Source organism: Georgenia faecalis (assembly GCF_003710105.1).
GTDB lineage: Bacteria > Actinomycetota > Actinomycetes > Actinomycetales > Actinomycetaceae > Georgenia_A > Georgenia_A faecalis.
Genome location: NZ_CP033325.1, coordinates 3,071,121 through 3,084,215, shown reverse-complemented (window position 1 = coordinate 3,084,215; position 13,095 = coordinate 3,071,121). Strand labels below are relative to the sequence as shown.

15 protein-coding genes and 1 tRNA gene are annotated in these 13,095 nt (G+C 74.9%); 9 read left to right on the top strand and 7 right to left on the bottom strand.

Annotated features, from left to right (window positions below):
• Window positions 1–11: 11 nt before the first annotated feature.
• Window positions 12–1,076 (bottom strand): NAD(P)/FAD-dependent oxidoreductase, encoded by a 1,065-nt coding sequence (locus EBO36_RS13535; RefSeq protein ID WP_122825082.1) that lies wholly within the window; start codon window positions 1,074–1,076, stop codon window positions 12–14.
• Window positions 1,077–1,294: 218 nt separating this feature from the next.
• On the opposite strand from EBO36_RS13535, the gene EBO36_RS13530 reads away from it, so the two are divergent.
• Both EBO36_RS13530 and EBO36_RS13525 read left to right on the top strand, forming a co-directional pair.
• The gene (locus EBO36_RS13530; protein ID WP_122825081.1) at window positions 1,295–2,743 is read left to right on the top strand and encodes a DEAD/DEAH box helicase; all 1,449 of its coding nucleotides are present in this window, start codon (window positions 1,295–1,297) and stop codon (window positions 2,741–2,743) included.
• Window positions 2,744–2,939: 196 nt separating this feature from the next.
• The gene (locus EBO36_RS13525) at window positions 2,940–3,557 is read left to right on the top strand and encodes a dihydrofolate reductase family protein (protein WP_122825080.1); all 618 of its coding nucleotides are present in this window, start codon (window positions 2,940–2,942) and stop codon (window positions 3,555–3,557) included.
• Window positions 3,558–3,610: 53 nt separating this feature from the next.
• Here the strand turns inward: EBO36_RS13525 and EBO36_RS13520 are convergent, their stop codons facing one another.
• From EBO36_RS13520 to EBO36_RS13510, 3 genes are all read right to left on the bottom strand, one after another.
• Complete coding sequence (locus tag EBO36_RS13520; protein ID WP_122825079.1) at window positions 3,611–4,015, bottom strand: PPOX class F420-dependent oxidoreductase; 405 nt, start codon at window positions 4,013–4,015, stop codon at window positions 3,611–3,613.
• Window positions 4,016–4,188: 173 nt separating this feature from the next.
• The gene (locus tag EBO36_RS13515; protein ID WP_122825078.1) at window positions 4,189–4,527 is read right to left on the bottom strand and encodes a TfoX/Sxy family protein; all 339 of its coding nucleotides are present in this window, start codon (window positions 4,525–4,527) and stop codon (window positions 4,189–4,191) included.
• A 37-nt stretch (window positions 4,528–4,564) separates the two neighbouring features.
• Entirely contained in the window at window positions 4,565–4,948 is a 384-nt protein-coding gene (locus EBO36_RS13510) for a nuclear transport factor 2-like protein (RefSeq protein ID WP_122825077.1), read from the bottom strand.
• A 98-nt stretch (window positions 4,949–5,046) separates the two neighbouring features.
• Between EBO36_RS13510 and EBO36_RS13505 the strand changes: the two genes are divergently transcribed.
• The gene (locus EBO36_RS13505; protein WP_122825076.1) at window positions 5,047–5,682 is read left to right on the top strand and encodes a winged helix-turn-helix transcriptional regulator; all 636 of its coding nucleotides are present in this window, start codon (window positions 5,047–5,049) and stop codon (window positions 5,680–5,682) included.
• Between the two features lie 81 nt (window positions 5,683–5,763).
• Here EBO36_RS13505 and EBO36_RS13500 read toward each other — a convergent pair.
• A tRNA-Lys gene (locus EBO36_RS13500) sits at window positions 5,764–5,836 on the bottom strand.
• 239 nt (window positions 5,837–6,075) lie between these two features.
• Here EBO36_RS13500 and EBO36_RS13495 point away from each other — a divergent pair.
• From EBO36_RS13495 to EBO36_RS13480, 4 genes are all read left to right on the top strand, one after another.
• Entirely contained in the window at window positions 6,076–6,837 is a 762-nt protein-coding gene (locus tag EBO36_RS13495) for a response regulator (protein ID WP_164471478.1), read from the top strand.
• 52 nt (window positions 6,838–6,889) lie between these two features.
• A complete protein-coding gene (locus EBO36_RS13490; RefSeq protein WP_122825074.1) occupies window positions 6,890–8,977 on the top strand; it encodes a PAS domain S-box protein in 2,088 nt (695 codons plus the stop codon).
• Between the two features lie 101 nt (window positions 8,978–9,078).
• The gene (locus tag EBO36_RS13485) at window positions 9,079–9,357 is read left to right on the top strand and encodes a Fe-S cluster assembly protein HesB (RefSeq protein ID WP_122825073.1); all 279 of its coding nucleotides are present in this window, start codon (window positions 9,079–9,081) and stop codon (window positions 9,355–9,357) included.
• 102 nt (window positions 9,358–9,459) lie between these two features.
• Window positions 9,460–10,083, top strand: a complete 624-nt coding sequence (locus EBO36_RS13480; protein WP_241237113.1) for a hypothetical protein — start codon at window positions 9,460–9,462, stop codon at window positions 10,081–10,083.
• A gap of 67 nt (window positions 10,084–10,150) precedes the next feature.
• Here the strand turns inward: EBO36_RS13480 and EBO36_RS13475 are convergent, their stop codons facing one another.
• A complete protein-coding gene (locus EBO36_RS13475; protein ID WP_122825071.1) occupies window positions 10,151–10,555 on the bottom strand; it encodes a spore germination protein GerW family protein in 405 nt (134 codons plus the stop codon).
• Window positions 10,556–10,648: 93 nt separating this feature from the next.
• Window positions 10,649–11,674, bottom strand: a complete 1,026-nt coding sequence (locus EBO36_RS13470; protein WP_122825070.1) for an iron-containing redox enzyme family protein — start codon at window positions 11,672–11,674, stop codon at window positions 10,649–10,651.
• A 357-nt stretch (window positions 11,675–12,031) separates the two neighbouring features.
• On the opposite strand from EBO36_RS13470, the gene EBO36_RS16055 reads away from it, so the two are divergent.
• The gene (locus EBO36_RS16055) at window positions 12,032–12,241 is read left to right on the top strand and encodes a CDGSH iron-sulfur domain-containing protein (protein ID WP_241237126.1); all 210 of its coding nucleotides are present in this window, start codon (window positions 12,032–12,034) and stop codon (window positions 12,239–12,241) included.
• Window positions 12,242–12,465: 224 nt separating this feature from the next.
• A complete protein-coding gene (locus EBO36_RS13460; protein WP_241237115.1) occupies window positions 12,466–13,095 on the top strand; it encodes a hypothetical protein in 630 nt (209 codons plus the stop codon).

Sequence of the window (13,095 nt, the reverse complement as noted above, 5' to 3'; positions counted from 1 at the left end):
CCGGGCCCGGCTCAGGCGGTGGGCGCCAGCGCGTGCGCGTGCGCCCACGCCCGCTCGGCGTCCTCGAGGCACAGCTCGCCGTTGATCCCGATGCCGGCGCGGGCGCCGGAGTCCGCCGCGCCGAGCACCTGCGCCGAGAGGTCCGTGACGTTGCCGGCAGCCCACAGCCCCGGGACGTCGGTGCGCCCCTGGTCGTCGACGGCGAGCGCCGTCCCCATCCCCGTCTCCACGCGTTCGACACCCAGGCCGCCGATCATGGCGTCGTTCACCGTGAACCGCGGCGCCACGAAGACCGCCGACCGGGGCACCGCACGCCCGTCGGCGAGGACCACGGCGCTCACGCCGTCGTCGTCCAGCCGCAGCTCGACGACCTTGCCCGCGACGACGCTGACGTCGCGGGCGCGCAGCAGCTCGCTCTCGTGCTCGCCGATCTCCGCCTCGTCGACCTCGTCGAGGAAGAGGGCGACGTCGTCGCTGAGCTGGCGGAGCAGGACGGCCTGGTGGAACGCGCCCTCCGGGTCGCGTGCGATCACGCCGAGGGCACGGTCGCGGACCTCGTAGCCGTGGCAGTACGGGCAGTGGAGGACGTCGAGTCCCCAGCGCTCGGCGAGGCCGGGGATGACGGGCAGCTCGTCGACGATGCCCGTCGCGAGGACGACGCGGCGGGCGCGGAACGCGTGGCCGCCCACCGTCGTGACGACGAGGGGGGCGGGCTCGGGCCCCGGCCCGCCGTCGGCGCGGGCGATCTCGCGGACCTCGTCCTCGACGATCTCCACGCCGTAGCCGCGGACCTCGCGGCGCCCGGCCGCGACCAGCTCGGCGGGCGTGGTGCCGTCCTGGGTGAGGTAGCCGTGCACGCTCGGCGAGCACGCGTTGCGGGTTCGCCCGGCGTCGACGACGACCACACGCCGGCGTGCCCGGCCGAGGACGAGGGCGGCGGCGAGCCCGGCCGCGCCGCCGCCGACGACGACGACGTCGACGGCCGTGGGCGCCGGCGCGGGACGCCCGGACGGGGCGCCGGAGGAGGCGCTGGAAGGGCTCTCGGCGCGGGGGTCGGGGGAGGGGGCGGGCGACATGCGCACCACAGTGCGACCCCGGGCCCGTCGAGGCAACCGGGGGCGGGCGTGGCCTCGAGAGGGGGCCCAGATGAACGTCACACCCCCAGATCGACGTTTGTAGGGCATAGTGGGGGTGTGGCCGCCATCGGCCCAGCGTCGTCGAGTTCCGCGCAGCTGATCAACCGCTGCCGTCCTTATGCGGCGAACTCCGACCCCTCAGAGCCCGAAAGGCCCCCTTGACCTCCTTCGCGTCCTTTGCCCTGCCCGCGCCCGTGCTCACGCACCTCGACAAGTGCGGTCTCACCACCCCGTTCCCCATCCAGTCGGCGACGCTGCCGGACACGCTCAAGGGCCGCGACGTCCTCGGACGTGGCCGCACCGGGTCCGGCAAGACCCTCGCGTTCGCCCTGCCCATGGTCACGCGCCTCGCCGCGTCCGGCACCCGCCGCACGCCGAGCCGTCCGCGCGGCCTCATCCTCGCGCCGACGCGTGAGCTCGCCAACCAGATCAACGCGACGGTCGAGCCCATCGCCAAGGCGATGAACATGACGACGACGACGATCTTCGGTGGCGTCACGCAGTCCCGTCAGGTGACGGCGCTGCGCGGCGGCATCGACATCCTCATCGCCTGCCCCGGCCGCCTCGAGGACCTGCTCAACCAGAAGCTCCTCACCCTCGACGCCGTCGAGATCACCGTGCTCGACGAGGCCGACCACATGGCCGACCTCGGCTTCCTCCCGGGCGTCAAGCGGATCATGGACAAGACCCCGGCCCGCGGCCAGCGGATGCTCTTCTCCGCCACGCTGGACAACGGCGTCGACATCCTCGTCAAGCGCTACCTCACGGACCCCCTGCGTCACTCGGTGGACAGCGCCGAGTCGCCCGTCTCCGCGATGACCCACCACGTCCTCGCCCTCAGCGGCGCCGAGGACAAGAAGCTCGTCATCCACGAGCTCGCCTCGGGCACGGGTCGTCGGGTGCTCTTCACCCGCACGAAGCACCAGGCCAAGAAGCTCGCCAAGCAGCTCACCGCCGGCGGGGTCCCCGCCGTCGACCTGCACGGCAACCTCACCCAGCCCGCGCGTGAGCGGAACCTCGCGGCGTTCTCCTCCGGCTCCGTGCGCGTCCTCGTGGCCACCGACATCGCCGCCCGCGGCATCCACGTCGACGACATCGAGCTCGTCGTGCACGTCGACCCGCCGGCCGAGCACAAGGCGTACCTGCACCGCTCGGGCCGTACCGCCCGCGCCGGCTCCGGCGGCGACGTCGTCACCCTCATGCTCCCCGAGGAGACCGGTGACGTCCGCACGCTGACCCGCCAGGCCAAGATCAACGTCAAGCCCATCCGGGTCCGCCCCGGCGACGAGGTCATCGCCAAGCTCACCGGCCAGGTGGCCGCCGTCGTCATGCCGCCGGCCATGCCGCCGGCCTCCCCTGCGGGCAGCGGGCGCTCCGGCGGTGGTGCCGGTGGTCGTTCCGGCGGGTCCGGGCGCTCCCGCGGCGCCGGGGGCCGCGGCCAGGGCGGGCAGGACGGCCGTCCGGGCCAGCCCCGCCGCAGCTCCGGTGGCACCTCCAGCGGCGGTACCTCCTCCTCGGCGGGCCGCAGTCACTCCGCTGCCGCGCACTCCGCCGGTGGCGGCGGCGGGCGCCGTCGTTCCGGCGGGCGCCGCCCCAGCGCCGCCTGATCCACCCCTGACGCGTCCCCTCGGGACCGGCTCACGCCGGACCCGGGGGGACGTCTCTCGTTCACCGCCGCCCGACGCGGGGCCGGGTGGCCCGCTCGGTCTCCCGCCGCGGCCACGGCATGGGTACGGGCCGATGAGTTCTCCTGGCGCCGGGGGTCTACCCGAACGACACCCCCACCAGCACGGAGGACCGAGCATGGCCACGATCGTCTCCACCCTGTTCATCTCGCTCGACGGCGTCACCGAGGTGGACCCGGAGTGGCACTTCCCGTACTACGACGAGCACATGGCGAACGCCGTCGACGAGGACTACCAGGAGGCCGACGTCCTCCTCCTCGGACGCGCGACGTGGGACAGCTTCGTCGGCGCCTGGCCCGATCGCGAGGACGCGGGCGAGGAGGATGCCCCCTTCGCCCGGCGGCTGGGTGACACCCGCAAGGTCGTCGTCTCCCGCGGCACCGGGGAGCTCGGCTGGCGCAACGCCCAGCGCCTCGAGGGCGACCTCGTCGAGGCCGTCACCGCGCTCAAGGCGGACCCGGGCACCCGGCGCATCCTCGTACCCGGCTCGATCTCCGTCGTGCGACAGCTCCTCGACGCCGGGCTGCTCGACGAGCTGCGCCTGCTCGTCCACCCGGTCGCCGCGCGCCGCGGCAAGCGCCTGTTCGACGAGGGGGACGCGCGCTACCCGCTGGAGCTGCTGCGCTCCGAGGTCTTCCCCTCCGGCGTCGTCCGGCTCATCTACGCGCCCACCGCCGCTCCCGCCCCCGCGGGCTACGACGACGTCAAGGCCACCGTGCCGTCGTCGGCGGGCTGAGCGGGGTCGGCACGCCCCCGAGGGTTCCCCGGGGGCGTGCCGTGGGGGTGAGCTCAGTGCTTGAGCGCGCCCCAGCCGTACCAGCGGTCGATCTCCATCCAGGCGCTCCACCGTGCGCCGACACGGTCGGGGTAGGCGTTCCCGGTGTAGTGCTGGGAGATGCGGTCGATGTCGGAGCGGTCCGCGTCCGGGCGCAGCTCCGTGATGCGTCCGACGAGGGTGATGTGGCTGTGCCAGTCATCCCCGGCGAGCACGGTGAGCGAGACCCGCGGGTCCCGTCGGATGTGCTGCAGGCGGACCCGCGTCTCGTCGAGGTTGAGCAGGACGCGGCCGTCCTCCCACAGGTACCAGGTCGCGGCCGTGACGGGGGAACCGTCCTTGCGGACCGTGGCCATGACGGCGGGGTTCGGTCGCTCGAGCATGGTGATCACGTCGTCGGGCAGCGGGGGTGTAGGCATGAGGCTCCTCCTGGGGTGTGGTGGACCTCCAGTGTCGGTGAGATCGGCGCGGAAAGCCCCGATGAGTCCGGGTCGCATCCATCACGCTCGAGAACAGGGCCGCCCGGGGGACGAACCTCCCCTCCCGGGTGCGGACCCCCGTCCCTGCCTACCGGCGGGGGAGAGCGGGGGCTCTACCGCGGCGGCCCAGCCCGGCCGTGGTGCTCGAGCGCGACGGCAAGCCAGTCGCCCAGCTGTCCGTCGGTGCGCAGGCCGTCCGCGGCGACCGTGATCCACCCCGGCCCCATGGGGCGGTCGGCGCCCATGACCGCCGGCCGGGCGTCCGGGATCGACAGGAGCTCCGCGGACCGGCCGGGGTCGACGCGGACCGCCAGGGTGCCGTCGCGGCCGACCGAGACCACCATGCGCTTGTCGAGCATGAACGCCAGCCCGCCGAACATCGGGACCTCCCGCACCACCCCGTCGCCGGGCAGGGCGGCCCGGACCCGAGCGGCGAGGTCGTCGTCGGTCATCGCTGCCTCCGGGGACGTGGGGGACCGGCGGGGTCGGTCAGCGGCCGCCCTTGGCGAGGTAGTCCGGGCCGTCGTAGTGCAGGAAGAGGCGGTCGATGCGGCCGTCGTCGAAGGTGAAGAACTCCGCGAAGCGGACCGTCCCGCCGGGGAGGACGGCGTCGTAGAGCACGGCCGAGCTGTCGCCGTCGTGGACCTCGTCGACGACGTCGATGCTCTGCACGGCGCCGATGAAACCGGCGACCCCGTGGAGGAACCCGTCGGTGGCATCGGTGTGACGACCGGCGAGCGCGCCGCTGAACTCGAGGCGCTCGGACAGCAGGGAGCGAAGCTCCTCGCCCCGCCCGTAGGCGTCCGCGCCGCCGGTCAAGATCTCGTAGTAACGCTCCAGCACGGGCGGCGCGGAGGGCGAGAGGTGCGACATGACGGGCCTCCATCGTGTGGGACGAGCGAGGTGGGAACGAGCGATGGCGCACTATAAAATCTCTAGCAGGCGGTCCCGGTTGTCAAGAGGAGTGACCCATGAAGTCGTACGGCCAGCTGTGCGCGGTGGCTCGCGCCCTCGACGTCGTCGGTGACCGGTGGACCCTGCTCATCGTCCGGGAGCTCCTCACCCGCGGCGAGGCCCGCTTCACCGAGCTGCAACGGGGCCTGCCCGGGGTGGCCCCCAACCTCCTCGCGCAGCGGCTCCGGGCGCTCCAGGAGCAGGGCGTGCTCGAGCAGGTGCCGTCCTCGTCGGCGGCGGCCGGTGGCGCCTACCGGCTGACCGACCGGGGGCGCAGCCTGGAGGGGGTCGTGCGCGAGCTGATGAAGTGGGGGGCGCCGACCGTGCCGGCCGCGCCGCGCGACGCCGCCTTCCAGATGCACTGGCTGAGCCTGCCCGCCCGGTACCTGCTGCGGGACAACCGCCCCGACGACGACGACGTCGTCCTCCGCTTCGGCGACCTCCACGACGGCTTCGACGTCACGGCGGTACGCGGGTTCGTCCAGGTCCGTCCGTGCGCAGCCGACGCCGCCCTCGCCGCCCGGGTCGACGGTCCCGGGCCTCTCCTCGTCGGGCTGATCCAGGGCGCGGTCCCCCTGGCTCGTGCCCTCGAGGCGGGGCTCACGGTCGAGGGTGACGAGGCCGCGCTGCAGCGGGTGCTCCCCGCGGCGTGACGCGGGCGCGTCGGGTCTCGGGCTGAGTCGTCTGCCACATCGAACCTCGGTTGCGCCGGCGGTGGGTCCCGCACAACGACGTGGGCCCCGTGGGGATCGAACCCACAACCCGCGGATTAAAAGTCCGCTGCTCTGCCGATTGAGCTAGAGGCCCGGCGTGCGCACCGCGTCGGAGGGCCGGCCCTCGGGAGCCGGTCGACGCCGCGTCGCCGAGGGACAGGCTACGCGGAACCGGCAGCGGTGGGCCGCAGCCGATGTCGGCGCCGCCGTGGCCGGGCCTGTGGGTGAGATCGCTGTGCCTATGGCGCTGGGATGTCCCCCATTGGTGAGCGCCGCGGCGCCGCGGGCCGGGCCCGGTCCCCAGTCCAGAATGCCGGACTACGATCAATGGCCATGACCGTCCGCGTCCTCCTCGTCGACGACGTCCCCGAGCTCCGCCGGCTCGTCGCCACCACGCTGCGCCTGCGCGGCGGCTTCGAGGTGGTCGGTGAGGCGGGCGACGGCGAGCGGGCGGTCGCGCTCGCGCGCGAGTGTCAGCCGGACGTCGTCGTCCTCGACCTGGGCCTGCCGCGCCTGCAGGGCCAGGAGGTCCTCACCCTCCTGCGGGAGGTCGCTCCGGGCGCGAAGGTCGCGGTCTTCACCGGCCTGGGCGGAGCCCGCGGCGACGCGCTGCGCGGCTGGGTCGAGGGGTACGTCCCCAAGGGGCGGGACGTCGCAGCGCTCGTCGACCTCCTCGAGGACCTCGGCGGCGCCGAGCGTCACGTCGCCGTCCTCGACCTGCCCCCGGAGCCGTCGAGCATCGCCGCGGCCCGGACCTTCCTCGCCTACCACGCGGAGCGGTGGGGCTACCGGGGCAACCTCTACGACGCGGAGCTCGTCGTCGGGGAGCTCGCCAGCAACGCCGTCGCGCACGCCGGCACCCCCTTCACGGTGCGCCTGGCCCTCACCGAGGACGCCCTGCGCATCGAGGTCGCCGACGGCGGTCCGGGCACGCCGGACCCCGTCTTCCGCGGCCGGAACGACCCGTGGCACGGGCTCACCCTCATCTCCCTGCTCGCCCACGGCTGGGGGGTCCTGCCCGCCGACGGCGGCGGCAAGGTGGTCTGGGCCCGCGTCGCCCCCGACATGGCGGCGTCGTCCTCGGCGCGGCCGTAGCCGCGGTGAGGGCCGCAGGTACCCGCGTGAGAGCGCGCTACGGTGCCGGACTGTGACAGTGACTGTGCACCGGATCGCCATCGTCGATGACGCCCCCGAGGTCCGCGCCCTCGTGCGGGCGCGGCTGCGCCTCACCCAGGCGTTCGCTGTCGTGGCCGAAGGGGGGACCGGCGACGACGCCGTGCGCATCGCGGAGGAGCTGCGCCCCGACCTCATCCTCCTCGACGTCTCGATGCCAGGGCTCGGCGGCCTCGACGCCATCGTCCCGATCCGGGCGTCCTCGCCGCAGACCCGCGTGGTGCTGTTCTCGGGGTTCTCCGAGGACGGGCTGCGGGCCCGCGCCCTCGCGCTCGGGGCGACGGCGTTCGTGGAGAAGGGCGCCACCATCGACGCGCTCGTCGTGACGCTCCTCGACATCGCCAGCCGGCCGCCCTCGCCCGCGGCCACGGCCGACGGCGCCCCACCGGCGCCGCCCGTCGCCGCCGCGGCCGTTGACGACGCCCCGCCCGTCGACGCCGCCCCGCCGGCGAGCGCGGACTTCACCGCGCGCCCCGCGGCGGCACACGTCGCCCTCCCGCAGCGTGACCACGGGCTCGGGCCGGCCGCGTCCGTACCGTCCCCGGACGGCGCCGACGAGTGGATCCTCACCGAGCACGTCGAGCGGTTCCGGGCCGTCTTCGACCAGGCGGCCATCGGCATCGGCACGCTCACCCTCACCGGCCAGCTGGTTCGGGCGAACGCGGCGCTCGCGTCGCTGCTCGACGCGGACGCCGTCGAGGTCGTCGGCGTCGCGCTCGTCGACCTCGTCCCCGCGGCGGACCGGGACCTGCTCACCTTCGCCGTCGCCACCGCCGTCCAGGAGGGAGTGACGCAGGTGGAGCACCGCCTGGCCGGGTCCGAGCGGATCGTCACCTCGACGCTCGCTGCCGTCCGGGACTCCGCGCAGCGCCCGCTGTACCTCCTGCTGCAGAGCCAGGACGTCAGCGCCCAGCGCTCGACCGAGCGGGCCCTGCTGGAGAGTGAGGAGCGCTTCCGGCTCCTCGTCGAGAGCGTCGCGGACTACGCGATCTTCATGCTCGACCGCGAGGGGCGCGTCGCCAGCTGGAACCGCGGGGCCGAGCGCCTCAAGGGGTACCGGTCCACCGACATCCTGGGCCAGCACTTCCGCATCTTCTACACCCGGGACGCTCGCGACTCCGCGCACCCCGAGGACGAGCTGAAGGCAGCCACCCGCGACGGTCGCTACCAGGAGGAGGGCTGGCGGGTCCGCAAGGACGGCACCCTGTTCTGGGCCAATGTCACCATCACGGCGCTGCGCGACGTGCGCGGCGAGCTGGTGGGCTTCGCCAAGGTCACCCGAGACGTGACCGCGCACCGCCAGGCGTCCCAGGACCTCGAGCGCACGGCCCGGGAGCTCGCGCAGGCCAACGCTGCGCTCTCGCGAGCCAACCAGCGCCTGGAGGTCGCCGCCCAGGAACGGGCCGACCTGCTCGCCATCGCCGCGCACGAGCTGCGCAGCCCCCTCACCGTCGTCTCGGGCACGATGACGCTGCTCGGGGACCACTGGGCCGAGCTCGAGGAGCAGGAGCGGGCGGAGCTCGTCGCGTCCGTGGGCTCCAGCGCCGCCCACATGCGCGCCATGCTCGACGAGCTCCTCCTCGCCGCCCGCCTCGACGCGGGACGGGCGAGCGTGCGGGCCACGACGCTCGCCCTGCGCCCCGTGCTCGAGGCGGTGGTGGCGGAACGGGCGAGCTCCTTCCCCGATCTTGACGTTGTCGTCGACTGCCCGGCGGACCTCGAGGTGACCACCGACGTCGGCCAGCTCGGGCAGGTGGTCGTCAACTACCTCGTCAACGCCTCGCGGTACGGCGAGGGCCCCGTGACCGTCCGCGCCTCACGCGGCACCACCACGGTCGACGTCGTCGTGGAGGACGCGGGGCCCGGTGTGCCCGAGGCGATCGCCGACCGCCTCTTCGACGAGATGTTCCTCCGGGGCAGCAACCTCCGTGGGACGGGCATGGGCCTGTACATCGTGCGGCGGCTGGCCCGCGCCCTGGGCGGTGACGCCTGGTACGACCGCGCCGACGGCGTCACCCGCTTCGGCCTGTCCCTGCCCGCCGGGGGGCCGCCCGCTCCCTGACCGGCGCGCGCCGGTTTGCGTCCCGGCGCTCGGGGGGTCCACGGTAGGTCCAGCACACGGCAGGCCCGCGGGAACTGCGGGCGACCACGAAGGAAGAACGCATGCTCACCCTGACCGAGAACGCCAAGACCGCGATCTCAGGGATCACCCATCAGGCGGGCCTGCCCGCGACCGGTGGCGTCCGCATCGCCCTCGCCGACCAGGCGCGCCAGGTCGAGCTCTCGCTGGCCCCCCAGCCCGAGGCCGGGGACGCGGTCATCGAGGACGACGGCGCCCGCGTCTTCGTCGCGGGCCCGTGCTGCCACATCCTTGCCACCCACACGCTCGACGCCGACGAGACGGACGAGGGCGTCTCCTTCGCCCTGCGCGACCAGGACTGACGCCCGGCGGACGGCCCTCCGTGAGGCTGCGTCCCCCGCCCATCGGGGACACAATCGCCAGGGAGCGACGAAGGCACCGAGCAGCGGGAGGACGGTTCTCACATGGACGAGCGTGCACACCCCCGACGGCCGGCGATGCTCGACCCCCAGGAGGCGGACAGCATCGAGGGTGACAGCGACCCGGCGCTCACCTCCGAGGTGGCTCACGCGACGGCACGGATCACCGTGTTCGGTGCCGGGGACGACCCGGACGACGTCGCGACCGCGCAGCGGCTGGCCGCCCTCGTCGAGGACGAGGGGCTCGACGCGGTGGCTGAGCTGTGGTCCCGCAGCCCCGCCAACACGCTGCCCGGCGCCCTCTGGCGCGTCTACCTCCTGAGGGAGTGGATCCGCCGCGACCCCGAGACGGTCGCCGAGCGGTACCGCGCGGGCCTGGGGCAGGTCCCGGCCACCGACGCCGACGCGCCCCCGCCGGCCCCGGCCGACGTCGAGGCGGCGGCCGACGGGCTGTTCTCCGGGGCGCTCGCGGGAGAGTTCGACGGCTTCCTCGACCGCACCGCCGACCTCCTGCGGATCCTCGCGGCCGGGGCGGAGGCGGAGCCGGTGTGGCTCACGCACGACGACGGCCTCGCCGGCCACGTCACCCGGCGCCCGGGCGCGCTGCTCGCCACGGCGGAGGAGCTCGAGCACGCGGCGGGGCTCGCCCGCGCGGGGCAGCTGGACTGAAGCACCAGGATCGATCTGGCTCGATCGAGGGCGCTGGACCGAGGGGCTGGGCTCCGGTGGGGCGCCGTCAGCGCCGACGGCGGCGAAGGGCCCAGCTCAAGGAGACGACGGCGATCGCCCCGACCGCCTGCCCACCGATGATGGCGCGGTTGACGTCGATGGACGGCTGCCACCGCACCCGGTCGCCGCGGACGACGTAGACGCCCAGCGGGCGCGTGCGCACGGCGAACCCGCCGCCCCCGCCGGACCCCTCGCCGCCGGCGGGCTCGCTGGCCGGCTCCGTCGACGGGGTGCCGAGCGCCCCACCACCGAACCCCATGCCGCTGAAGCCCATGACCTTGGCGACCGGGATGATCGTGGCGCCGTCGGCCTGGTACGCCTCGCCGAACACGCGCCGCACGCTCATCGCCTTGCGCGCGGAGTCGACGGGGAGGTTGGCGTCCCCGGCGGGGGTGCGCTGGGTCTCGGTCATGAGCGTTCCTTCCACGGGGTCCCGGGCAGTGGCGCCACCGTAGACCCTCGGCTGCCACAGGGGGAGGGGCGGCCGAGGTCGGTCTGCCCGGGCTTACGCCGGCGCGCCGACGAGCGGCCGGCGCAGCGCGCTCTCCCCGCGCTCCCACGCCGCGAGCATCTCCGCGCCGGCGAGGCCGTCGACGGCGAGGTATGCGGCGGCGCCCCACAGGACGTCGTCGCGGACCTGCGGCTCGAGCTCGGCCAGCGCGCCGGCGAGGTCGCGCCCGGCGATCTGCTCGTGGACGGCGTCGGCCTCGACGTGCTCGTCCCAGTACGCCGTCGCCTCCGGGCCGTAGCCCAGCCGCCGGAACCCGTTGCCGTACTTGCGGCAGGGGATGGAGGAGGTCATCTCGTATGCGGCCAGGTGCCCGGTGATGGCGCCCCGCAGGCGGCGGTGCAGCCCGAACAGGCTCATGGCGTTGACCGAGGCGAGCGTCGAGGCGGGGACGTGGTCGAGGTAGGCGCCGTAGGCGTCGTCGAGGTCGAGGGCGCGCATCATCCCGGCGAAGAGCTCGGAGTGGATGTGACCGGGACGTCCGCCGCCGTACTCGTCGGTCTGGATCTCGATGAGCGCCGACTTCGGCCGCCCGCTCAGGCGCGGCAGGGCCCAGCTGTGCGGGTCCGCCTCCTTGAGCTGGTAGATCGAGCGGAGCGCGACGAACTCGTGGACCTGGTCGTCCGTGGCGCGCTTGGCGACGTAGCCGGAGACGCTGGGGCCGTCGTCGGCCGCGGTGAGGTCGAAGAGCGCCTGGGCCACCTCCGGGGCGGTGCGGGCGGCGACGTCGGGCACGGGGACGAGCGCGCGCAGCGCGGCCTCGAACTCCTCCTCGAGCGTGGCGCGCACCGCGAGCAGGTCCGGCTGCCACTCCCACCGCTCGTCGACGCCGTCGACGCCCCGGTAGTGCAGCTCGTAGAGCACCGTGAGCGCGAGCTGGACGTCGTCGTCGGCGAGGACGTCCTCCGTGCGGGCCACGGCCTGCGCGGCCTGCTGCGCCACCTCGGGCACGGGCCCAGGGTCCTGGATGAGCGCCGCCAGCAGTGCCTCGCTCAGGGGCCCGCGCGGGGTCGGTCGTCGCACGTGTTCTCCGGTCTCTCTCGTCTCACCCCGCCCTGCGGCGGGGGACCGGGCGGCGTCGCCCGTTGATCAATATCGTGCCAGCCGGACTTGGCCGCGGCACCCGGGCCGCGCGCGTCCTCCGTCACGTGTGCCTCCGCCCACGCGCCGGGGCCGCGCCGGGCCGCGTCGGGCCGTGTCGGGCCGCGCCGGCGTCCTCGGCGCGCGATCCGGCGGAGGGGACGGTTGACTGCGGGCATGACCCACTGCGAGCCCTGCGAGGTGGCCGACGTGCCCGCCGCCCTTCCCGTGCCGTCGGACGGCGCCGACCGCGCCCCGGGGGACGGGACCGCGGAGGAGGCGGCGTCGTGGACCCCGCCGGTGACCGGTGGATGGGCGAGCATCACGGCCTGCCCGGACGGCCCGCTGCTCGTGCGCGGCGACGTGGAGATCCTCCTCGCCTCCGGCGAGCCGGCGCCGCGCCGCCGGGCGACCGTGGCGCTGTGCCGGTGCGGGGCGTCCGGGATCAAGCCCTACTGCGACGGCAGCCACAAGGTCGTCGGCTTCCGCACCGAGGACGAGCCGTCCTGACCCACTGAGGCGGGCTACGCCGCGCCCCGTTCGGGGCTCGAGCGCGCCGGGCGCAGGGTCCGAGCGTGGCCCGGTACCGGCCCCGTGGTGCCCCCGCGCCGGGGCCCCAGCGCGCCCCGTCGCGCGTCGAGCGGGGCCTGGGGGTCGAAATCTCGGGCCGTATCGGGTGAAATGGGGGCGCGCCGGGCGTGAGACGCCCGGAACCGCGAACGAGGAGGAGGCACATGGAGCGACGGCCACGACGCCCGGCGATGCTGGACGCCCAGACCGCGGACCGCATCGTCGGCGACGTCGACCCGGCGCTCCGATCGGAGGCGGCCCACACCACCGCCGCCGTGCTCCTGCGCCGAGGCCGGGACGGTGCGGAGGACCGCGCCCTCGTCGACCGGCTCATCGCGCTCGTCGACGCCGAGGGCCTCGACGTCGTCGCCGCCCTGTGGGCGCAGAGCCCGGCGCGCACGCTGCCCGGGGCGCTGTGGCGGCTCTACCTCCTGCGCGAGTGGGTCCGCCGCGACCCGCGCACCATCGCCGAGCGCTTCCGCCTGGGGATGCAGCGCGCGGAGGTCGCCGGGGTGATCGCCGGCGTCGCCGACCCGCCCGGGCCCGACGAGGTCCGCGGCACCGCCGACGCCGTCCTCGCCGGTGTGTACGAGGGCGACCTCGACGTCGCGCTCGACCGGGCGGCGTCGTTCTTCCGGGTCGTCGCCACGGGCGCCGCGCTCGACGCCGACTGGATCGCCGACTCCGACGACGACCTCGCCCGCCAGGTGACCCGACGCGCGGGCGCCCTGCTGGCGACCGCCGAGGAGCTCGAGGCGGCGGCCGACCTGGCCCGCGCCGGAGAGCTCGACTGA